A 22922-nucleotide genomic window follows, 5' to 3' on the forward strand; every position below is an offset into this window, starting at 1 on the left:
CTGAGGTTTCCTTTATCGATGCGCGTGGCACGCAGTGTGACGGCGGCGGTTATCTTTTGGTTGATTCATTCTGCCTGACAATTACGTATTATGGCGCGTGAGAAAGGGACTGCAAGCGCCAAGGCGGGCGGATGTTGTTTCTCTGCGGAGAACAGGTATCATGCATGCCACATAACTCTATTCCTACGCATAAATCAGGGAGAATTGATTATGCCATCTTTCGATATTGTATCCGAAATCGATATGCAGGAAATCCTCAACGCGGTTGAGAATGCGTCACGTGAACTGACTAATCGCTGGGATTTTCGTAACGTACTGACGAGCTTTGAGCTGAATGAGAAAAACAAACAGATCAAAGTGGCCAGTGAGTCAGATTTTCAGGTACAGCAACTGGTTGATATTCTGCGCGAAAAACTGGTGAAACGCGGTATCGAAGCAGGCGCGTTGGAGGTTCCAGAAGAGATGGAACACAGCGGCAAGACGTACAGCGTTAACGCCAAAACTGAAGCAGGGCATTGAGCCTGAACAGGTGAAAAAAATCGTCAAGCTGATCAAAGACAGTAAGCTGAAAGTGCAAACCCAGATTCAGGGTGAGCAACTGCGCGTAACCGGCAAAGCGCGTGACGATTTGCAAAGCGTCATGGCGTTGATTCGCGGAGCCAATCTGGGGCAACCCTTCCAGTTCACCAATTTCCGCGATTAATCGCAAAGGGCCAGCGATGCTGGCCCGATGTGACTCACGCTTGCCCGATCAGCGCTTCGAGCTGTTGACGGTTGGTCTTCTGACGATCGATTTTGACATAGGCGCTGCGCTCTTCCGGTACCACGATGGCTTCCGCTACGCCGGGGTGTATGCGTATCTTTTGTGCTAGTGCGGAGTCGTCCAGTGCGTCATCGGGCAGTGCAATGCGCAAGCTGCTCAGATAAGGCGGCTCCTTCATGCTGACGCCGATAATCAGCCATAACGCGCAGAGCAGCGCTCCTGCTGCAAACACCCAGGCTGCACCGTGGAATTGAAACAGTGCGCCGCCCATGCTGCCGCCGATAGCAACGCCGATAAATTGGGTGGTGGAGTAGACCCCCATTGCGGTGCCTTTGTAACCCGCTGGTGCCTCTTTGCTGATAAGTGAGGGCAGCAGCGCCTCCATAATATTAAACGCCAGAAAAAACAGCTGAATGCCTGCCACAATAGGCCAGAATTGGCTGTCTGCCATCCATAAAACCACCTCTGCGGCTAACAGCACGACGATACAGCCCACAAACACCCGCTTCATCTGCCGTTTCACTTCGGCATAAATGATAAAGGGCAGCACGCAGACAAAGGAAATCAGCATGGTGTACAGATACACCTTCCAGTGTGATTCTGCCGGCAGGCCTGCCTGTTCTAGCACGCGCGGCAGGGCGACAAAACTCGACATCAGCAGGATATGCAGGCACATAATGCCGATATTGAGTTTTACCAGACGGCTGTTACCGAGCACCTGGCGAATGCTGCCGCGCACGATGGCGGATTCCCGATTGAGGGCATGGCTAGCGGCATAGGGGATCAGCGTCAGGGTTATCACAATACCGAGCGATGCGAGCAGGGCCATGCACCAGAACAGGGACTGTAATCCCCAGGCGTGCGCAACGATCGGTCCAAGCACCATGGCGATGGCAAAGGTCACACCGAAACTGATGCCGATAAAAGCCATTGCTTTGGTGCGATTTTGTTCGCGAGTGAGATCGGACAACAGCGCCATAACGGCGGCGGAGATCGCACCTGCTCCTTGTAACGCACGTCCGAGAATAATGCCCCAGATCGTGGTGCTGAGGGCGGCAATCACGCTGCCGAGCACAAACATGAGCAGGCCGATAACGATGAGCGGTTTACGCCCGACGCGATCGGAAAGTAAACCAAAAGGCACCTGAAACAGCGCTTGCATCAGACCATAGATACCAATTGCGAGGCCAATCAGCGATTCGCTGGCCCCTTGTAATGCCATGCCGTAGGTTGTTAGCACTGGCAACACCATAAACATGCCGAGCATTCGCAGGGAAAAAACCGCACCTAAGCCCCAGGTTGCGCGCCGTTCGCGCGGCGTCATGATATTGTCTGTGAGGGATGTATCGTTCATGAAAACCTCAAATTCGCGTTGGCGCTATTGTAGTGCCTTACTCATCGGGCCGTAAATGGCAGCATTGTTACTTGATTTGGCGCACGGTCATAAAATGACACAGTAAATGCAGCAAACGTGGGGAAGGGCGAAAAAAAACAGACGATGGGGATCGTCTGTTTTTTCAACGTGCGAACGGTGAAACGTTAGCGCAGTGCGGTGAGCAGCACATCCTGCATTGGCGTCATTGAGTCGACAGACATCATCACGCTCAACGATGTGATGGCAACGATCGAGAACACAAACAGTTTGCGCGCCCACACTTTGTCATCATTGGGTTTTTTGTAGCCCGACAGTGCCATGCCTAACCACCAGATACTTACTGAGGCTGCTACCACCAGATATTTATACCCGGCATAGCCACCCAGTGACAGCATCAGCGTAGCCACCATAAACGCCACGATATACAGCGTAATATGGTTTTTAGCCACGGAAATGCCTTTCACCACCGGGAGTACCGGAATGTTGGCGGCCTGATAATCCTTGAAACGGAAAATGGCGATAGCGTAGGAGTGCGGCATTTGCCACAGGCTGAAGATCAACAGCAGGATCAACGCACCCGCATCGAACTGGTTGCTTACGGCACAATACCCGATCACCGGCGGTGCGGCACCGGACAGGCTGCCGATCAGCGTGCCGTATACCGAGTGGCGTTTCATATACAGACTGTAGACGCCAACGTATACCACAAAGCCCATTACTGAAAGCCACATGGCTAACGGGTTTGCCGCCACGTAGAGCAACGCAAAACCGGCAATACCTAACGCAGCAGCATAACTCAGTGAAACCTTGACCGAAATCAGCCCCTTCACCATCACTCTGTTTTTGGTTCTCTCCATCTTTTTGTCAATGTCACGGTCGATTACGTTGTTGAAGACGCAACCGGACGCAACCACTAACGACACCCCAAACAGAGTAGCGATAAAGAGGGGGTAATCAATGCTGCCTTTGGATGCCAGCAGAAATCCCCCGATAACAGAAATCAGATTGCCAAAAATGATCCCTGGTTTTGTGACTTGTAGGTATTGCTTAATCATCATGTCTGGCTCGATTACGGAATCATCATATTGTGGTGCGCGCTCAGCATAATCCAGATGGATCCTACTACCACGATGGCGATAATCAGAATGGCGAACACCAACGCTACCACGTTCCAGCGCTGTTCAGAAGAACTGTTCAGGTGCAGGAAGTAGACCAGGTGAACCAGTATCTGTACCACGGCGCAGCCAACCACACCGGCCATAATCACGCTGGGGGAGGCGGCACCCACCATTACCAGACCAAACGGGATCACGGTCAGAATGACTGACATTACAAAGCCGACGACATAAGACTGTACGCTACCGTGGCTGGCGCCGTGATCGGTCGTTGAATGACTCATTACATCGCCCCCATCAGATAAACTACGGTAAAGACACAAATCCATACCACGTCAAGGAAGTGCCAGAACAGGCTCAGGCACATCAAACGGGTTTTCACGGTAGGGATGATGCCCCAGCGTGAGACCTGAATCATCATCACCACAAGCCAGATAAGGCCTGAGGTTACGTGAACGCCGTGGGTGCCGACCAGCGCGAAAAAGGCCGACAGGAACGCACTGCGATCCGGGCCGTATCCTTCTGCGATCAGGTGATGGAATTCATAGATTTCCATCCCGATAAATACCAGACCAAACAGGAAGGTGATAGCCAGCCAGGTGTTGATGCGCGCCACGTTGCCTTTGTACATGGCGATCATCGCCATGCCGAAGGTGATACTGCTCAACAGCAACGCAAAGGTTTCGACCAGCACAAACTTGAGATCAAACAGCTCTTTTCCGGACGGACCGCCCGCCGTGCCAGTTACCAGCACGGCATAGGTGGCGAACAATGAGCCGAAAATGATCAAATCGCTCATGAGGTAAACCCAGAACCCCAGCACCTTGGTGCCGCTGGCGTCGTGGTGCCCATGCTCGGCATGGGCGTCATGAGCAGCGTGATGATGCGTCAGAGTTTCAGTTGTCATGTTTCACACCTGCTTTGCTGATATTGTCGAAGTGCTGGTTTTCAATCTCTTCGATTTGCTTGACCGGAATGTAGTAATCCACATCGCGGTTAAAACTGTGCAAAATCCAGGTCACGATCATGCCGACGAAACCGGCAATCGCCATCCACCAGATATGCCAGATCATGGAGAAGCCGAACACCAGACTGAACGCTGAGATAATCACGCCAGCGCCGGTGTTTTTCGGCATATGAATTTCTTCATAGCTGACCGGTTTTTTGTAGGCTTCACCGCGCTCTTTCTGTTCCCAGAAGGCATCGCGTTCCTGAACGTTCGGCACGATGGCGAAGTTATAGAACGGCGGCGGGGAAGAGGTTGCCCACTCCAGCGTGCGGCCACCCCACGGGTCACCGGTTAAATCGCGGTTTTGGTCTCGATCGCGGATACTGACATAGAACTGCATCAATTGGCACAGTACGCCAAGGCCAATCAGTGCGGCACCGACAGAGGCAACGACCAGCAGTGAGTGGAATTGTGGATCGATCTGTTGGCTGAGGCGACGGGTCATGCCCATAAAGCCCAGCACATACAGCGGCATAAAGGCGGTGAAGAAGCCGATAATCCAGAACCAGAACGCGCGTTTGCCCCAGGTTTCGTTCAGCGTGAAGCCAAACGCTTTCGGGAACCAGTAGGTAATACCGGCAAAAATACCAAACACTACGCCGCCGATGATGACGTTATGGAAGTGCGCAATCAGGAACAGACTGTTGTGCAGCACAAAGTTGGCACCCGGCACCGCCAGCAGCACCCCGGTCATCCCACCGATAGTAAAGGTGATGATAAAACCGGTGGTCCACAACATGGCGGAGTTCGGCTGGATTCGGCCCTGATACATGGTGAACAGCCAGTTGAAGATTTTCACCCCGGTCGGGATGGAAATGATCATGGTGGCGATACCAAAGAAGGCGTTAACGTTCGCGCCAGACCCCATGGTGAAGAAGTGGTGCAGCCAGACGATAAACGACAGTACGGTAATGGCGATGGTCGCCCACACCAGCGAGGTGTAACCGAACAGACGCTTCTTACAGAAGGTGGCAACCACTTCGGAGTAAACGCCGAAAATGGGCAGAACCAGAATGTACACCTCAGGATGGCCCCAGGCCCAGATGAGGTTGATGTACATCATCATGTTGCCGCCCATATCGTTGGTAAAGAAATGGGTGCCCAGATAGCGATCCAGAGTCAGCAAGGCGATGGTTACGGTCAAAATCGGGAAGGCGGCGATGATCAGCACGTTGGTGCACAGTGCCGTCCAGGTAAAGACCGGCATTTTCATCAGCGTCATACCCGGTGCGCGCATACGGATAATGGTCGCGAGGAAGTTGACGCCAGTCAGCGTAGTACCCAGACCGGAGATCTGTAGACTCCATATCCAGTAATCCACCCCTACGCCAGGACTGTACTCCTTGCCGGAAAGCGGCGGATAGGCCACCCAACCGGTTTGCGCAAACTCACCGATACCCAGCGACAGGTTGATCAGGACAACCCCTACCACGAATAGCCAGAAGCTGAGCGAGTTAAGGAAAGGGAAGGCCACGTCGCGCGCGCCGATTTGCAGCGGCACCGCCAGGTTCATCAAACCGACCAAAAACGGCGTTGCCACGAAGAAAATCATGATCACGCCGTGCGCGGTAAATATCTGATCGTAGTGGTGGGCATTAAGGAAGCCCGCCTCACCGGCAGACGCCAAGACCTGCTGACCACGCATCATGATGGCATCGGCAAAGCCACGAATCATCATGATAAACGCAACGATCATATACATGATGCCGATGCGTTTGTGGTCTACCGAGGTAAACCATTCAGCCCACAGCCACTTCCATTTACCGAAATAAGTGATGGCCGCCAAAAGGGCGAGGCCGCCGACGATGATGCCGGCCACCGTAACCATAATAATGGGTTCATGATACGGAACCGCATCAAGAGTTAGTTTTCCGAACATCGTCTTATCCCTCGGCGCCTTGGTGCGAGGCGTGCTCGCTCATGTTCATATTGTCACCGTGTTGCATGCCACCTTGCTGCGTTTCGCCTTCAGCATGGTGATGCGCAGGCGCACCGCCGCTTTGCGTGAATTTGCGAATCAGGTTTTCAAACAGCTCAGGTTGCACGCTGGAGAAGTACTCTACCGGGTGGAATTCGCTGGGTTTGGCCAGAGTATTGAATTCCTCCGTGCTGTTCAGCGTTTTGCTGGAGGCACGCACGGTGGCAACCCACTGGTCGAATTCCTGCTGGCTTGGCGTGGCAATGGCAGTAAATTTCATGCCGGAGAAGCCTTTCCCGCTGTAACCACCAGAAATACCGTCATATTTACCCGGCTCGTTGGCGATAAGATGCAGTTTGGTTTGCATGCCCGCCATCGCATAAATCTGCCCACCCAGACGCGGAATGAAGAAAGAGTTCATTACGGTATCGGAGGTGATTTTGAAATTCACCGGCACATTGGTCGGGAACGCTAACTCGTTGACCGTGGCGATACCTAATTCCGGGTAAACAAACAGCCACTTCCAGTCGAGTGAAATCACTTCGACGGTAATCGGCTTGGCCTCGGAGACCAACGGCTTATACGGATCCAGTGAATGGGTGGTTTTCCAGGTAATGGTACCCAGAATAAGAATGATGATGATGGGAACTGTCCATACCACCGCTTCAATCTTGTTGGAGTGTGACCGGTTCGGGGTGTATTTCGCTTTGGTGTTGGAAGCGCGAAACTTCCAGGCAAAAGCGATGGTCATCACGATTACCGGAATAACCACGATCAACATCAACCCGAGTGCCGTCAGAATCAACGACCGTTGCTCCAACCCGACCTGTCCTTTGGGGTTCATCAATGCCATATCACAACCGCTCAGTAGTGCTGCGGCAGCGAATAAAGACAACGTCCCAAAAATTTTATTGTATTTCCTGAGTCTCATCTAGCGACCTCAATAACAAGGGCTCTATTGTCATTTCATGCGAGCGTGCATTTTACGGTAAGGTTACTGCACTGTAAACATGATTAAGGTTATGTCAGCGCTTTGTTGCTGATTTTTGCCCTGAATGTCACAATTACCTTGTCGTTAGGAAAATTTTATTAAAAACAGTGAATTAAAATTTATCCCGTAGAGAAGTATGGATGGATAAAAAAAAATTACAACCCGCCTGAAGAGGAATTTTCCATCGAACCAACATGATTGCCTCTCACACATTTTCCCAACAATTAAATAGCCAGAAAAAAGTGAACCAACGTAAAAAAATAACGTTGGCTGATAGCAGACTAGTGAAAAAAAATAATACGATGCGGTGATAACCACGCAGGTTTATCGCTACTTTCAGGCTTCAGATGACGGTGAATTACGCAGCGATAAATAGTCGAGCACACTACCAAAAAGCGCCCCCGAAATGACAAAAATACCCATAGCATCAGAAGGTTATCATTGATTGTTTCAACCGCATTGGTACCCAACGCGTGGGCGATGGTCAAGGTCAGCCAGATGAATAACAGCGCACACCCGGCGGCCAGTAGACGCAGCGTGAAGCGGTAATAGCGGGGATAGGTCATACGTACCATGAATGTGCCGGTACGCTGGGTGTACTCCAGGGTTTGTCTGCATACTAATAGCAGGACTAATCCCGGCACCGAGATCGCAATGGTAAATAAATAGAACCAGGCCCAACCATGGGTCTCTACAAACCAGCCTGCGATCGGGCCAACGTAGACGCGCCCCACGGCAGAGAGTGCGGAAAGCAGCGCAAACTGGGTAGCGGAAAACGACGTGTTGCACAAGGTCATCAGTAACGCCACGAACGCCGCTGTACCCATCCCGCCGCACAGGTTTTCCAGAAAGATAACCCCTGCCATGCTGACCAGATGTTTGGTCTTGATCGCCAGCAGCCAGTAGCCTGCGTTAGTTAGACCTGCAAGATGCCGAATAGCAGCAGCGCACGGAACAAGGTCATACGTTGCATTAACAACCCGCCGTACAAGGCACCAATAATGGTGGCGAGTAACCCCAACGTTTTGTTGACCAGTCCGACGTCGCCAGCATTGAAACCTACGCCGCGAATCAGGAACGGGGTACTCAGGCTCATCGCAAAGGCGTCGCCCAACTTATACAGCACGATCAGCAATAAAATCAGCCAGGCGTTATTGCGCGAAAAGAAGTCGCGCAGCGGGGCAAACATTGCCTGCTCAAGGGTACGCGGTGCTGGGGCATCCAACACCGGTTCAGGCGCGCGCAAGGTAGCAATGATACCCGGCAGCAGCAACAGTGCCATCAGCACATAGGTGGCGTGCCAGCCGAGATAACGATCGGCCAGCCACAGCGCCAATCCACCGGAAACCAGCATGGCCAGACGGTAACCCAGTACGGAAATGGCCGCGCCTGAGCCGCGCTGATCGGCGGGTAGCAGGTCCGTTTTGTAAGCGTCAAACACGATATCCTGCGAGGCGGAACAAAATGCCACCAAAACCGCAATCGCGGCTAACCACTACAGATGCTTACCGGGTTCCAGCAGCGCCATTGAGGCAATCAACCCAATCAGCAACACCTGACTGACCAGCCAGCCGCGGCGACGGCCGAGGAAGGGCGGGGTGTAACGGTCCATCATCGGTGCCCACATAAACTTGAAAACATAGGCTTGCCCTACCAGGGAGAAGAAACCGATGGTTTTCAAATCGACGTTAGCGACCGTCATCCATGCCTGCAACGTACCTGAGGTCAGCGCCAGCGGTAGTCCAGACGCAAAACCCAGTAGCAGCAGCGACAGCGAATACGGCTGACGAAAAAGGGTAAAAAAGCGATGTAGCATGGCAGATCCTTTCCTCTATCCCACAGAGCAGGATAGAGGAAAACAGCGTGGGAATTATCGGGCGTTAGCCTTAATGAAGCTGCTGACAGTGGTGTCTTGTGCCATATCATTGATGACATCGCCCAATACCGTATTGACAGCGTTGGTGATTTTTTCGTTGGTCGCGGTCAAGGCGCCCTGAACGTTATAGGTTGAGCGGTAATTTTTGACCTGCTTGTTGCCGTTGGCCGCCTGAGAGATGATCGAAATATCCGCGCGTGCGGTGATATTATGACGCAGGTTGCCTTCTGATACGTCAGCATACAGCTGGTTTACCACGATTTGCAGCGCAACCGGACCACCGGTACCGATCATGTAACCGCGCGCAGACATCTGTTTTTCCAGCGCTTCTTGCAACAGGAAACGAAGATCGCGTGAAGGGGTCAAAACGATCAGTTGCCCGTCGCGGTTGATTTTGGCCAATGCCTGATCGGCACGTTGATCGGCCCCGTTGATGCTGACAGTGACGCCCATCAGGGTTGGGTCTTGCGCTGGCACGTTAATTTTAGGAGAGACATCAAGCGTATTGCTTTGATTGGCGCATCCGGCGAGCATCAGCACGGCCAATACGGGAAAAAACAGTTTTTTTAACATTGTGCATTTTCTCAGTAATGATTAGGGTGGTTCGCTGGTAAAAAATTCCCGTTATCATACCATTGCCGGCAGCGGGTGAAAGGACGAATTCAGGGGAAATACTCTGGAAATGGCCATTTTTTCGGCGCGATGCGGTGAGATTTCGCGATCGCCGGATTGATCGATAGTGTGTTCACCTCATTTTGTTGCCAGTGGAATATACTGTCTGGCAAGATCAACAAGCAACAAGGGACTACTTCATGCATGCCACCATTGAGGCGAAATTGCGCGCTGCTTTCGCCCCCACGCATCTGGATGTAATCAATGAAAGTTATCAACATCGCGTGCCTGCGGGCTCGCAAAGCCATTTTAAGGTGGTACTGGTGAGTGAAACCTTTACCGGACAGCGCACCATTGGCCGTCATCGCGCGGTTTATGCCACGCTGGCGACGGAATTGGAAAATGGCCTGCACGCGCTGGCGCTGCATACTTACACGCCGCAAGAGTGGTCCGATGCGCAGGGCCAGGCCCCGAAATCACCTGCCTGTGGCGGTGCTGGTATTGACGCCTGATTGATGCCAACGACGCATAAAAAGAGACGTATAAGAGGTGACCGGCATCAAAGCGCGCTTATCTTGTCATAATAGTCTGCGCGCTTTTCTCGACTCACTCCGTCTATGCCGCTATAATGCCGCGTCTTATTTTCCGGAAATGTCATCGGGACGCTTCTGACGACAAGGAACAGGGTTCAGATACCAGCTGTTGCTGTCCCGGTTCTGTGGGGTTATGTCCAAACCGACACCCATGCGTATATGGTTTTGGAGCTGACCGAGCACTGTGATTTTTTGAGGTAACAAGATGCAAGTTTCAGTTGAAACCACCCAAGGCCTTGGTCGCCGCGTAACAATTACCGTCACTGCTGATAGCATTGAAGAAGCGGTAAAAAAAGAGCTGGTTAACGTTGCTAAAAAAGCGCGCGTTGACGGTTTTCGTAAAGGCAAAGTGCCGATGAACGTTATCGCTCAGCGTTATGGCGCTTCCGTGCGTCAAGACGTGTTGGGCGATCTGATGCAGCGTCATTTCGTTGACGCCATCATTAAAGAAAAAATCAATCCCGTTGGTGCACCGAACTATGTGCCGGGCGAATACAAGCTGAATGCCGATTTCACCTACGCGGTAGAGTTTGAAGTTTATCCGGAAGTAGAGCTGAAAGGCCTGGACACCATCGAAGTTGAAAAACCGCTGGTTGACGTGGTTGATGCTGACGTTGATGCCATGCTGGAAACGCTGCGCAAGCAACAAGCCACCTGGAAAGATACCAATGCTGCCGCTGGCGCAGAAGATCGCGTAACCGTGGACTTTACCGGCACTATCGACGGCGAAGTGTTTGATGGCGGTAAAGCGTCTGATTTCGTTCTGGCTATGGGCCAGGGCCGCATGATCCCAGGCTTTGAAGAAGGTCTGGTGGGTCACAAAGCCGGTGAAGAGTTCACTATCGACGTGACCTTCCCAGAAGACTACCACGCTGAAAACCTGAAAGGGAAAGCAGCGCAGTTCGCTATCGTCCTGAAGAAAGTGGAAGAGCGTGAACTGCCGGAACTGACCGCGGAATTCATCGCACGTTTCGGCGTGGCGGATGGTTCTGTTGAGGGTCTGCGCGCTGAAGTGCGTAAAAACATGGAGCGTGAGCTGAAAGGCGCAGTGCGTAACCGTATCAAGTCTCAGGTGATCGACGGTCTGGTGAAAGCCAATGACATCGACGTTCCTGCTGCGCTGATTGACGGCGAAATTGACGTTCTGCGTCAACAAGCGGCACAACGCTTTGGTGGCAACGCCAAGCAAGCGGCTGAACTGCCGCGTGAACTGTTTGAAGAGCAAGCTAAACGTCGCGTTGTCGTGGGTCTGCTGCTGGGCGAAGTGATCAGCACCAACGAACTGAAAGCGGACGATGATCGCGTTAACGCGCTGATCGAAGAGATGGCTTCTGCCTACGAAGATCCGCAGGAAGTGGTTGCTTACTACAGCAAAAACAAAGAGCTGATGAACAACATGCGCAACGTTGCTCTGGAAGAGCAAGCGGTTGAAGTGGTGTTGTCTAAGGCGAAAGTGGTCGAGAAAGCCGTCAGTTTCAACGATCTGATGAATCAGCCTGCTACGGCGTAATTCGCTGTCTGGCTTCGGTCGGTTATCTTTGCCAAAAAAAGCCCGTGCCTCTGGTGTGGGCTTTTTGTTATCATTGATTTACGTTTGAAAAGACCTATCGCCACGGATGCGCCAGATTGCACTATGATAAAACTGTGTGGGTGTGGCATTGAAACGTTTCGCGAGTGATAAAATCCGCATTGTCTCTTGGGCGTGCAAAATATTATTTTCTATGCAAAATGCGGTTTGCTATGCAAAGCGTTGTAAACGCGGTGGGCACTATACCCCTTTAATCTAAAATAAAGGATAGTGTAAGCTTGAAATAGCGCGCAATGCCCCAACTAGAAGAAACAGAGGCGCGTGGTCATAGATTTTGGCGAGTCGGTGTCGTTCTTAAGGGATACGTCGAGGTGACCGTGATAGTCAACCGCCGTTATCTCAAGTAGAATCTGATACATGGCACCAAAAGCATTTTATCGAGGAGAGGTGAATGTTATACAGTGGCGAACAAGAAAAATTAGCACCCCAAATGGCTTTGGTGCCGATGGTGGTAGAACAGACTTCGCGCGGGGAACGTTCTTACGATATTTTTTCCCGACTGCTTAAAGAACGCATCATCTTCCTGACGGGTCAGGTGGAAGATCACATGGCCAACCTGATCGTTGCTCAGATGCTTTTCCTGGAAGCCGAAAATCCGGAAAAAGATATTTATCTGTACATCAACTCTCCGGGTGGCGTGATTACCGCAGGGATGTCGATTTACGACACCATGAAATTCATTAAACCGAATGTCAGCACCATCTGTATGGGACAAGCCTGCTCTATGGGGGCTTTCCTGCTCACTGCCGGTGCCAAGGGCAAGCGTTTCTGCCTGCCGAATTCGCGCGTGATGATTCACCAACCGCTGGGGGGATTTCAGGGGCAGGCAACGGATATCGAAATCCATGCGCGTGAAATACTGAAAGTGAAGCAACGTATGAATGAGCTGATGGCTGAACATACGGGCAAACCTCTCGAAGTGATAGAGAGTGACACTGAGCGTGACCGTTTCCTCTCTGCCCATGAAGCAGTAGAGTATGGATTGGTTGACGCCGTGATGACACACCGCGAATAACGCCGCCGGCCATAGCGTACCTGTGGTTCACGAATGCGCGCTTGCGCGTGATTCAGGTTGAAGTGATATCGCTGTTGGGCCTGCGGGCAAGAGATAAAAGAAGAGGTTTACTGATGACAGACAAGCGCAAAGACGGTTCAGGGAAGTTGCTGTACTGTTCTTTCTGCGGCAAAAGCCAGCATGAGGTCCGTAAGCTGATTGCCGGGCCGTCAGTGTATATCTGCGATGAATGTGTCGATCTGTGCAATGACATCATTCGCAAAGAGATCAAGGAAGTGGCTCTGCATCGTGAACGCAGTGCGTTACCCACGCCCCATGAAATTCGCCGTCACCTGGATGATTATGTGATTGGTCAGGAGCAGGCGAAAAAGGTTCTGGCGGTTGCGGTTTACAATCACTACAAGCGCTTACGTAATGGCGACAGCAGCAACGGCATCGAACTGGGCAAGAGTAACATTCTGCTGATTGGCCCGACAGGGAGCGGTAAAACCCTGTTGGCTGAAACGCTGGCCCGTTTCCTGGATGTGCCTTTCACCATGGCGGATGCCACCACGCTGACCGAAGCGGGTTACGTGGGTGAAGATGTGGAAAACATCATCCAGAAGCTGCTGCAAAAATGCGATTACGACGTACAGAAAGCCCAGCGCGGCATTGTGTACATAGACGAAATTGACAAGATTTCACGTAAGTCCGATAACCCCTCTATTACCCGTGACGTGTCGGGCGAAGGGGTGCAGCAGGCTCTGCTGAAACTGATTGAAGGCACCATCGCTGCGGTACCGCCGCAAGGTGGGCGCAAGCACCCGCAGCAGGAGTTTTTGCAGGTTGATACCTCCAAGATCCTGTTCATCTGCGGTGGGGCATTTGCTGGCCTGGATAAAGTGATCGAGCAGCGTGTTGATACCGGTCGCGGTATCGGTTTTGCCGCAACGGTGAAGGGTACGGCGCAAAAGGCTACCGAAGGCGAATTGTTGGGCCAGGTAGAACCGGGCGATTTGATCAAGTTCGGCCTGATCCCTGAATTTATCGGCCGTTTACCGGTGGTCGCGACGCTGAGAGAGCTGAGCGAAGATGCGCTGATCCAGATCCTGCGCGAACCGAAAAACGCGCTGACCAAACAGTATCAGGCGCTGTTCAATCTTGAAGGGGTTGAGCTGGAATTCCGTGAAGAAGCGTTGACGTCGATTGCCAAGAAAGCCATGGCGCGTAAAATCGGTGCACGCGGTTTGCGCTCCATTGTGGAAGCGGCGTTGCTGGACACCATGTACGACCTGCCCTCCATGGAGAGCGTCGATAAGGTGGTGATTGATGAGTCGGTGATTGCCGGTCAATCAGTGCCCATACTGATCTACGGCAAACCTGAAGCGCAGCAGGCGTCTGGCGAATAAATCGTCAATTGCACACCTGACAAACGTACCTAAAGGGTCGTTGTCACCAGTCTGAAATGGGAGATTTTATCTCCCATTTTTTTTCGCATGTTCTGGTCGTTGAATGTCGGATATTTATCCCCATATACTCCAATACTTGTTGGCGAAACCCGTGACATCCGCGTTTCACGAGATTCCTTTAACCTGGCGGAAACGAAACTAAGAGAGAGCTCTATGAACCCTGAGCGTTCCGAACGCATTGAAATCTCCGTATTGCCGTTGCGCGATGTGGTGGTTTATCCGCACATGGTCATTCCGTTGTTTGTTGGCCGGGAGAAATCGATTCGTTGCCTTGAAGCCGCGATGGATCACGATAAAAAGATCATGTTGGTGGCACAAAAAGAGGCTTCAACGGATGAACCCAGTATTAACGATCTTTTCTCGGTAGGAACGGTCGCCTCCATTCTGCAAATGCTGAAACTGCCGGACGGCACGGTCAAAGTGCTGGTCGAAGGGTTGCAGCGTGCGCGTATCACCACGCTGTCTGACGGTGGTGAACATTTTGCTGCCCAGGCGGAATATCTCTCGTCGCCGGCGATTGAAGAGCGCGAGCAGGAAGTCCTGATGCGCACGGCGGTCAATCAGTTCGAGGGATACATCAAACTGAACAAGAAAATCCCGCCGGAAGTGTTGACCTCGCTGAACAGCATTGAAGATGCAGCACGTCTGGCGGATACCATTGCCGCCCACATGCCGTTGAAACTGGCTGACAAACAGTCCGTGCTGGAAATGTCTGATATTATGGAACGCCTCGAATATCTGATGGCGATGATGGAATCGGAAATCGACCTGTTGCAGGTGGAAAAACGTATTCGCAGTCGCGTGAAAAAGCAGATGGAGAAAAGCCAGCGCGAGTACTACCTCAACGAGCAGATGAAAGCGATTCAGAAAGAGCTCGGTGAGATGGACGATGCACCGGACGAACACGAAGCGCTGAAACGCAAGATTGAAGCGGCCAAGATGCCGAAAGAAGCGCGGGAAAAAGCCGAAGCAGAACTGCAAAAACTGAAGATGATGTCACCGATGTCCGCTGAGGCGACAGTGGTGCGCAGCTACATCGACTGGATGGTTCAGGTACCGTGGAATGCGCGCAGCAAGGTGAAAAAAGACCTGGTCAAAGCGCAGGAAACCCTGGATACCGACCACTACGGTCTGGATCGCGTCAAAGAGCGTATTCTTGAATATCTCGCGGTACAAAGCCGTGTCAGCAAAATCAAAGGGCCGATTCTGTGCCTGGTTGGGCCGCCGGGGGTGGGGAAAACCTCACTGGGGCAGTCCATCGCCAAGGCAACAGGGCGTGAGTACGTGCGTATGGCGCTCGGCGGCGTACGTGATGAAGCGGAAATTCGCGGTCACCGTCGTACTTACATCGGCTCACTGCCGGGCAAACTGATCCAGAAGATGGCCAAGGTTGGGGTAAAAAACCCGCTGTTCCTGTTGGATGAGATCGACAAGATGTCGTCTGACATGCGTGGCGATCCGGCGTCGGCGCTGCTTGAGGTATTGGATCCCGAGCAGAACGTCACTTTCAACGACCACTATCTGGAAGTGGACTACGATCTGTCCGATGTGATGTTTGTTGCGACCTCTAACTCGATGAACATTCCTGCGCCGTTGCTGGACCGTATGGAAGTGATTCGCCTGTCTGGCTACACCGAGGATGAGAAGCTCAATATTGCCAAGCGCCATTTGCTACCGAAGCAGATTGAACGCAACGCACTGAAGAAAGGTGAATTGACCGTTGATGACAGTGCTATCTCCGGAATCATCCGTTACTACACGCGTGAAGCTGGCGTGCGTAGTCTGGAGCGTGAAATCTCCAAATTGTGCCGTAAAGCGGTAAAAACGCTGTTGATGGATAAAACCGTTAAGCATATTGAGATTACGGGCGATAACCTTAAAGATTTCCTTGGCGTTCAGCGCGTTGACTACGGCCGCGCGGATGAAGAAAACCGCGTTGGGCAGGTCACTGGGTTGGCCTGGACGGAAGTTGGCGGTGATTTGCTGACCATTGAAACAGCGTGCGTGCCGGGCAAGGGGAAATTGACCTATACCGGTTCACTCGGGGAAGTGATGCAGGAGTCTATCCAGGCGGCGCTCACCGTGGTGCGTGCTCGTGCTGAACGACTGGGTATCAATGCCGATTTCCATGAAAAACGTGATATCCACGTGCATGTGCCGGAAGGGGCAACTCCCAAAGATGGCCCAAGCGCCGGGATCGCCATGTGTACCGCGCTGGTTTCCTGCCTGACGGGTAACCCGGTGCGTGCCGATGTCGCGATGACCGGGGAAATCACGCTGCGGGGCTTGGTATTGCCGATCGGGGGCTTGAAAGAGAAGCTGTTGGCAGCCCATCGCGGTGGCATTAAGACGGTATTGATTCCTGACGAAAACAAACGCGATTTGGAAGAGATTCCGCCGAATGTGATTGCGGACCTGGAGATTCACTCGGTCAAACGTATCGAGGAAGTGCTTGCGTTAGCGTTACAAAACCCGCCAGACGGTATGCAGCCGGAGCCTGTCAAGGCCAAGCGAGCGCCTGCCAAGGCGAAAGCGGTGCCTGCCAAGGCCGCGAGAGAGTGACCTATCGCAAAAACCCTTGAGAAAAATCACGCTGGCAGCAGAAATGGCGCTTGCCAGCGTTTTTTTGTACCGCTAAGTTATGGCACTGTTAGTCTTAGCCAGTACGCTGTGCTAAGGTTTGACAGGATTGAAAAAAGCTACGTGTCGCGTTTTGGGATATTCAGCGTGACAACAGGATTTCAGAGGGGATGAGAGAGTGAACAAGTCACAATTGATCGACAAAATTGCCGCAGATGCTGATATTTCCAAAGCGGCAGCAGGGCGTGTGTTAGATGCAATTATTGGTTCTGTTACCGATTCTCTGAAAGCAGGGGATGACGTTGCACTGGTAGGATTTGGAACGTTCTCCGTGCGTGAGCGTGCAGCTCGCACTGGGCGCAATCCGCAAACGGGCAAGGAAATCAGCATTCCAGCAGCAAAAGTACCGGGCTTCCGTGCCGGTAAATCGCTGAAAGACGCCGTTAACTGATTATCTCGTCACAGGTTTGTGCTGTAATCCGAGTACGTTACCAAACATTACCTGACGCCACGGTGTCGGTAAGGTAAGATAAGGGGCGCATCATTTTATGATGTGCCTTTTTTATGACGGGCGAACACTGCCCATCACCCTGCGGGGCGTCGCGTTGCGGCGTAACGTCTTTCCCGCTCCTCTCTCTGGCAGTTCATGTTCTGGCTTACGGTTCGCCAGACGCGCAGGGAAGCGTGGTTTTAGCCAACGCAGGGCGTGTTATCCATACTACAGCGGAGTGTTGTCACATTATGATGGACAATTTACGCGCGGCCGCTAATAACGTCGTGCTGAAAATTATTCTGGGCTTGATCATCGCCTCCTTCGTATTGACGGGCGTGGGTGATTACCTTATCGGCGGCTCTAACGATTACGCCGCCAAAGTCAATGGGCAGGAAATAGGTCGCGCGCAGTTTGAACAAGCGGTGCAAAACGAGCGTAGCCGCATGCAGGAACAGTTGGGAGAAAACTTTTCCGTGCTGGCAGGCAATGACGGCTATATGCAGCAGATGCGTCAGCAGGTGCTCTCGCAGCTGATCGATGAGGCGCTGATTGACCAATACGCCCGTAAGCTTGGGCTTAACATCAGCGATGCACAGATCAAACAGGCCATATTCGCTGTTCCCGCTTTCCAGACCAACAACCAGTTTGATAACGAAAAGTACCTGGATCAGGTACGTCGTTTGGGTCTGACACCGGATCGCTACGCGGAATTGCTGCGTAAGCAACTGGTCACACAGCAACTGATTCAGGGGCTGGGCGCGACGCAATTCTCGCTGCCAAAAGAGATCGACAGTCTGGTGGCGCAGGCCGCTCAGGATCGTGTGGTGAGAACGGCAACAATTGACGTGGCGGCGATTGCCAAAACGCTGAACGTGACGGATGAAGAGGTCAAGGGCTATTACGACAGCAACAAAGGCCGTTTTATCGACCCGGAAGCCTTCAAAGTCAGCTACCTGCTGCTGGATGCCGCTCGCGTTATGGACAGTGTGAAAATCACTGATGCTGATATCGCGGCGTTTTACGAGAAGAATAAGCAAGAGTTTACCCAATCTGAGCGCAAGCGCTTTAGTGTGATTCAGCTCAAAACCGAGGCGGACGCCCGTGCCGTGTTGGATGAACTGAAAAACGGTGCCGATTTTGCCGCGCTGGCAAAAGAAAAATCGCAGGATGTGGTATCGCGCCGTAATGGTGGCGATCTGGGCTGGATGGATGCCAATGCCACGGTCGATGAATTGCAGCAGGCAAAACTGACCGAAAAAGGCCAACTCTCCAAGCCGATAAAATCCTCTGTGGGTTACCTGATTGTACGTCTGGATGACATTCAGGCCGCGCAGGTTAAACCGTTGAGCGCGGTGCGTGATGACATCGCTGTCAGAGCAAAACGTGAAAAAGCGCTGGATGAATTCTTTGCCCTGCAACGTAAAGTCAGCGAAGCGGCAAGCAATGACAATGAGTCGCTAGCATCGGCGGAAGAGGCGGCGGGGCAAAAAGCCACTGAGACGACCTGGTTTAGTCACGATCAAGTGCCTGCTGAGCTGAACTTCCCGCAGGTGACGCAGGCTATTTTCGGCGGCACCCTGTTAGGCGATAACGGTGCACCGGGCAGCAACTCCGATGTGATTGGCGTTGATGGCGATCGTGCGATCGTGCTGCGTATCACCGATCACAGTGCAGAAACGCGGCGTCCTCTGGATCAGGTGCGTGACGAGATTGTACAGGTGCTGAAAGTGCAGAAAGCGCAGCAGCAGGCTAACCTACAGGCTGAAAAAATCCTGGTTGACCTGAAACAAGGTAAAGATGACTCGCTGAAAGCGGCCAACCTCAGCTTTGGCGCGCCAGAGACGCTCTCCTCCGTTTCTCAGGGCAATGTGTTGGCAGAAAGCGTGTTTGCCCTGCCTGTGCCGCAACAGGACAAGGTGAGCTACGGTGTTGCGCGCGATCAGGCGGGCAATGTGGTGCTGGTTGCGCTGGATAGCGTGAAACCCCACGCCATCACTGATGAGCAGAAAGCACAGTTTACCAGCCAGGTTGAGCAGAGTGCGGTGACAACGCTGTTTGATATTTTGGTTTCCAGCTTGCGCACCGAAGCGACCATTAAATTAGGTGCCGCCGCTCAGGAGCAGCAACCTCAATAAGCGATACCCAAAATAATTCGAGTTGCAGGACAAAACGTTAACGTTTTGAACAGCGCTTGCGCTGGCCCTTTAGGGTGAGACTCATTTATGAGTCTCGTAACGCGGCAAGGGAGCGAATCCTCAGGAGCTTACTCAGGTAAGTGACTGGGGTGAGTAAGCGCAGCCAACGCATCTGCAACTTGAAGTATGAAGGGTATATGCATTAATTTGTAATCCGCTGTAACAACAAAAGGCCGCTTTCGCGGCCTTTTCCACATTTCAACACTGTGGTTTGTGCGATCTCCCTTATTTCGGCACCCTATACCTGCCAATTAATCAATAGGGAGATACCGTATGAAAAGGAAAGGAATGTCAGCGCTGTGTTTGTGTCTGGCCCTGGGGTTATCCGCTTTTACGGGCGGGGTTCTGGCGAAAACGGGAGAGGAGGCAACAAACGGTGGTGCCTCATCGCCAACGTCACAGGCAAGGGATTCGACACAGGAAACGGTGAATATCAATACGGCGACCGTACAGCAATTGACCCAGCTACAAGGGATAGGCGCGCGCAGAGCGGAGGCGATAGTTCAATATCGCGATGAGAATAGTCCTTTTACCGACATTGCAAAATTGCAGGAGGTGCCCGGTATCGGGCCGACGCTGATTGAGAATAACCGGGCCCGCCTCGTGCTGTAAGCGTCCGATGCGTTGTAATCCTGCTTTCTGATGCGATGCCTGCGCGGCAGTGAGGTTATTCACTGCCGTTATTTTCTGCTAACCTTAGCGTCAGGTCCAACCAGTTTGTGGCGTTAATCCGTTGAGGAGTCATTACGTGGTGCATACCTTTATTACCGTTCGCGGCTTTCACATTGATGTCTATCAGCATGTCAATAACACGCGCTATATGGAGTTTATGGAGGAGGCGCGTTGGCAATGGCTGGAGAATTTGCCCGCTTTCCAGTGGATGCAACAGCACGGCATTGCGTTTATCGTGGTCAATATCAACATCAATTATCGTACCCCGGCGGTATTAGGGGACGTGTTGCGTATCGAAAGTGCGTTGTTGCACCTGAATGCCAAAAGTGGGGTGATTAGCCAAAAGATGGTGCGTACTACGGATGAGGCTGCGGTGGCCTGATGCTACCTTAACCTTTGTATGTATCGATCTGACGACGCAAAAGGCATTGCCGCTGGAAGGCGAGCTGTTGGCGCATTTGCAGGCGTTTATGCAGCCACCATCATCCGATGATTCACCGCTAGCCTAGTGAATGCGGGGGGAGAGGCGAGCCTGCTCACCCCGCTATCCGGTTGACCTTATTGCAAACCGGTTTTACGTTTCATTGATGCCATTACTCCGACTCGATCCTGCTGATACTGCGTTAAGCCATTTGCACGCAAATGACATGCGGCGCAGTGGCCGCAACCGTCGCCCTGAATCCCGTTGTAGCAGGTCAGCGTTTGGCTGCGTACCGTATCAAGATGGTGGTAATGGTCAGCTAACGCCCAGGTTTCCGCTTTGTTGAGCCACATGAGCGGTGTAATAAACTGAATATCACGGGCGATGCCAAGCACGATAGCGTGATTCAGGGCTTTGACAAACTCATCTCGGCAGTCAGGGTAGCCCGAAAAGTCGGTCTCACAGACGCCAGTGATAACCGCTTCAGCGCCGACCTGATAGGCGTAAATGGCTGCCAGCGTAAGAAACAGAATATTGCGTCCGGGCACGAACGTGCTCGGAATACCGGACGCAGAGGCGTCGTAATCGGGTACGGCAATATTGTCGCGTGTCAGGCTACTGACAGCCAATTCATTGAGTAAACCGACATCCAGCACTTTGTGTGCTTTGGCGCCCAATTGGTTTGCAAGCGCGCGCGCAATATCGATTTCCGCCCGGTGGCGCTGACCGTAGTCGAATGTGACACAGTGCACTTCATCATACAGGCTGAGTGCCTGAATCAGACAGGTGGTGGAATCCTGCCCGCCGCTAAAAACGACAACCGCGCGTTTTGTCATTGCTTTATCTTTGGTGCTCAAGGGCAATATGCCCAGTGTGACGTAAGAGGTACATGCTATAGCAAAAACGCGTCGTTTTCAGCGTTAACTCGGTATCAGGCCAAAATCAGCTCTCGTTGATTCTGTGATTGCCCCGCGTTGAGTTGCGCCAGATACGGGCTGATATCGCCGATGTTTTGCGCTACCCATTCGGCATTGTAATAGGTATCCAGATAGCGCTCCCCACTGTCACACAGCAAGGTGACAATCGCCCCTTGCTTACCCTGCGCGCGCATCTGGTTAGCCAGTTGCAACATGCTGCAGACGTTAGTGCCAGTGGATGCGCCGACCTTGCGTCCCAGAATACTCTCCAGCCAATACAGTGTGGCAATGCTGGCTGCATCCGGCACCTGCATCATGCTGTCGATCACGTCAGGAATAAAAGAGGGTTCTGCGCGTGGGCGACCAATCCCCTCAATTTTACTGCCACAGCGTCCCGTCAGGGTGCGGTCGCGTTGATGATAGTAATCAAAAAACACCGAGTTCTGAGGATCGACCACCATCAACTGTGAGTCGATGCCCTGATAGCGGATATAGCGACCTAAGGTAGCAGAAGTGCCGCCAGTACCTGCACTCATTACTATGTAATCGGGAACCGGATAGGGTTCACGCGCCATCTGGCGGAAAATACTGTCAGCAATATTGTTATTGCCGCGCCAATCGGTAGCGCGTTCAGCGTAGGTAAACTGATCCATATAGTGGCCGTTCAGTTCACGAGCCAGTTGCTCCGATGCCGCATAGATCTGGTTGGATTGCTCAACGAAGTGGCAGTGTCCACCGTAGAAGGCAATCTGCTCCACTTTGCGCTTGGCTGTACAACTGGGCATAACGGCAATAAAAGGCAGGCCCAACAGACGAGCAAAATAGGCTTCCGAGATGGCGGTGCTGCCGGAAGACGCTTCAATAATGGGGGTGCCTTCCTTAATCCAGCCGTTGCACAAGCCATAGAGAAACAGCGATCGTGCCAGACGATGTTTCAGGCTGCCGCTTGGGTGCGTGCTTTCATCTTTGAGATAGAAGTAAATCCCTGGATAGTGCGGTAGCGTCAGGCGAATCAGATGGGTATCGGCTGAACGCTGAAAATCCGCTTCTATAGCGCTAATGGCCTGTTTCACCCATGCCGTTGTCATGTTATTGCTCTCTTTACCTGTTTTGCATTTATAGGGATAGCCTATCTGGTTTTGCGGAAAAAAGGATTGTTTTTTTAACTTCAATTGATAGTTTAAAGGGTGTTTTTTTCTTTTTAATTTCTTTATTGGGGGGCTTTGTTGAATAAATCAGAACTTGTAACGACTGTGCCCCATCGGGTCGATTGTTACGTGATGCGAATACTGTTCGGCATTCCTAATAGCGTGATCCGGTTAAGCGCTTTGACCATCGCCA

Annotated in this window: 17 protein-coding genes and 3 pseudogenes; 10 read left to right on the forward strand and 10 right to left on the reverse strand. The window is 52.3% G+C overall.

The window, feature by feature from the left end; all coding sequences use genetic code 11:
- Positions 1–210: 210 nt before the first annotated feature.
- Positions 211–703 (forward strand): annotated as a pseudogene (locus ACTBDZ_RS01360) (YajQ family cyclic di-GMP-binding protein).
- Between the two features lie 34 nt (positions 704–737).
- Here ACTBDZ_RS01360 and ACTBDZ_RS01365 read toward each other — a convergent pair.
- The 8 genes and pseudogenes from ACTBDZ_RS01365 to ACTBDZ_RS01400 form a co-directional block, all read right to left on the reverse strand.
- Positions 738–2117, reverse strand: coding sequence for an MFS transporter (locus ACTBDZ_RS01365; RefSeq protein ID WP_438813937.1), 1380 nt, complete (start codon positions 2115–2117; stop codon positions 738–740).
- A 185-nt stretch (positions 2118–2302) separates the two neighbouring features.
- The gene (gene cyoE / locus ACTBDZ_RS01370) at positions 2303–3193 is read right to left on the reverse strand and encodes a heme o synthase (RefSeq protein ID WP_438813951.1); all 891 of its coding nucleotides are present in this window, start codon (positions 3191–3193) and stop codon (positions 2303–2305) included.
- Between the two features lie 14 nt (positions 3194–3207).
- Entirely contained in the window at positions 3208–3537 is a 330-nt protein-coding gene (locus ACTBDZ_RS01375; RefSeq protein ID WP_438813938.1) for a cytochrome o ubiquinol oxidase subunit IV, read from the reverse strand.
- Positions 3537–4160 (reverse strand): cytochrome o ubiquinol oxidase subunit III, encoded by a 624-nt coding sequence (locus tag ACTBDZ_RS01380; RefSeq protein ID WP_438813939.1) that lies wholly within the window; start codon positions 4158–4160, stop codon positions 3537–3539. The genes ACTBDZ_RS01375 and ACTBDZ_RS01380 overlap by 1 nt, the downstream gene beginning before the upstream one ends.
- On the reverse strand, positions 4150–6141 hold the full coding sequence (gene cyoB, locus ACTBDZ_RS01385; RefSeq protein WP_438813940.1) for a cytochrome o ubiquinol oxidase subunit I: 1992 nt from the start codon (positions 6139–6141) through the stop codon (positions 4150–4152). The genes ACTBDZ_RS01380 and cyoB overlap by 11 nt, the downstream gene beginning before the upstream one ends.
- Positions 6142–6145: 4 nt before the next feature.
- The gene (gene cyoA, locus ACTBDZ_RS01390) at positions 6146–7111 is read right to left on the reverse strand and encodes a cytochrome o ubiquinol oxidase subunit II (RefSeq protein WP_438813941.1); all 966 of its coding nucleotides are present in this window, start codon (positions 7109–7111) and stop codon (positions 6146–6148) included.
- A gap of 396 nt (positions 7112–7507) precedes the next feature.
- Positions 7508–8987: pseudogene (gene ampG, locus ACTBDZ_RS01395) on the reverse strand (muropeptide MFS transporter AmpG).
- A gap of 54 nt (positions 8988–9041) precedes the next feature.
- Entirely contained in the window at positions 9042–9620 is a 579-nt protein-coding gene (locus tag ACTBDZ_RS01400) for a lipoprotein (RefSeq protein ID WP_222159884.1), read from the reverse strand.
- A 239-nt stretch (positions 9621–9859) separates the two neighbouring features.
- Between ACTBDZ_RS01400 and bolA the strand changes: the two genes are divergently transcribed.
- The 9 genes and pseudogenes from bolA to ACTBDZ_RS01445 all read left to right on the forward strand — a co-directional run bounded on the left by bolA (position 9860) and on the right by ACTBDZ_RS01445 (position 20752).
- Entirely contained in the window at positions 9860–10171 is a 312-nt protein-coding gene (gene bolA, locus ACTBDZ_RS01405) for a transcriptional regulator BolA (protein WP_438813942.1), read from the forward strand.
- Between the two features lie 286 nt (positions 10172–10457).
- Positions 10458–11762 carry a trigger factor gene (gene tig, locus ACTBDZ_RS01410; RefSeq protein ID WP_438813943.1) on the forward strand — a complete coding sequence of 435 codons (1305 nt, stop codon included), beginning with the start codon at positions 10458–10460 and terminating at the stop codon, positions 11760–11762.
- 469 nt (positions 11763–12231) lie between these two features.
- Positions 12232–12855 carry an ATP-dependent Clp endopeptidase proteolytic subunit ClpP gene (clpP, locus tag ACTBDZ_RS01415; protein WP_438813944.1) on the forward strand — a complete coding sequence of 208 codons (624 nt, stop codon included), beginning with the start codon at positions 12232–12234 and terminating at the stop codon, positions 12853–12855.
- A 113-nt stretch (positions 12856–12968) separates the two neighbouring features.
- Positions 12969–14243 carry an ATP-dependent protease ATP-binding subunit ClpX gene (gene clpX / locus ACTBDZ_RS01420; protein ID WP_438813945.1) on the forward strand — a complete coding sequence of 425 codons (1275 nt, stop codon included), beginning with the start codon at positions 12969–12971 and terminating at the stop codon, positions 14241–14243.
- A gap of 213 nt (positions 14244–14456) precedes the next feature.
- Positions 14457–16865, forward strand: coding sequence for an endopeptidase La (gene lon, locus ACTBDZ_RS01425; RefSeq protein WP_438813946.1), 2409 nt, complete (start codon positions 14457–14459; stop codon positions 16863–16865).
- Between the two features lie 196 nt (positions 16866–17061).
- Positions 17062–17334: a nucleoid-associated protein HU-beta gene (hupB, locus tag ACTBDZ_RS01430; RefSeq protein ID WP_195315237.1), complete on the forward strand. Its 273-nt coding sequence runs from the start codon at positions 17062–17064 to the stop codon at positions 17332–17334.
- 290 nt (positions 17335–17624) lie between these two features.
- Complete coding sequence (gene ppiD / locus ACTBDZ_RS01435) at positions 17625–19511, forward strand: peptidylprolyl isomerase (RefSeq protein ID WP_438813947.1); 1887 nt, start codon at positions 17625–17627, stop codon at positions 19509–19511.
- 333 nt (positions 19512–19844) lie between these two features.
- The gene (locus ACTBDZ_RS01440; protein ID WP_438813948.1) at positions 19845–20183 is read left to right on the forward strand and encodes a ComEA family DNA-binding protein; all 339 of its coding nucleotides are present in this window, start codon (positions 19845–19847) and stop codon (positions 20181–20183) included.
- A gap of 139 nt (positions 20184–20322) precedes the next feature.
- Positions 20323–20752: pseudogene (locus ACTBDZ_RS01445) on the forward strand (acyl-CoA thioesterase).
- Positions 20753–20801: 49 nt separating this feature from the next.
- On the opposite strand, the gene queC reads toward ACTBDZ_RS01445, so the two are convergent.
- Together queC and ACTBDZ_RS01455 are read right to left on the reverse strand one after the other, a co-directional pair.
- Positions 20802–21500: a 7-cyano-7-deazaguanine synthase QueC gene (queC, locus tag ACTBDZ_RS01450; protein ID WP_438813949.1), complete on the reverse strand. Its 699-nt coding sequence runs from the start codon at positions 21498–21500 to the stop codon at positions 20802–20804.
- A 95-nt stretch (positions 21501–21595) separates the two neighbouring features.
- Entirely contained in the window at positions 21596–22669 is a 1074-nt protein-coding gene (locus ACTBDZ_RS01455; protein WP_438813950.1) for a PLP-dependent cysteine synthase family protein, read from the reverse strand.
- Between the last annotated feature and the right edge of the window lie 253 nt (positions 22670–22922).

Source organism: Symbiopectobacterium sp., from assembly GCF_051710365.1.
GTDB lineage: Bacteria > Pseudomonadota > Gammaproteobacteria > Enterobacterales > Enterobacteriaceae > Symbiopectobacterium.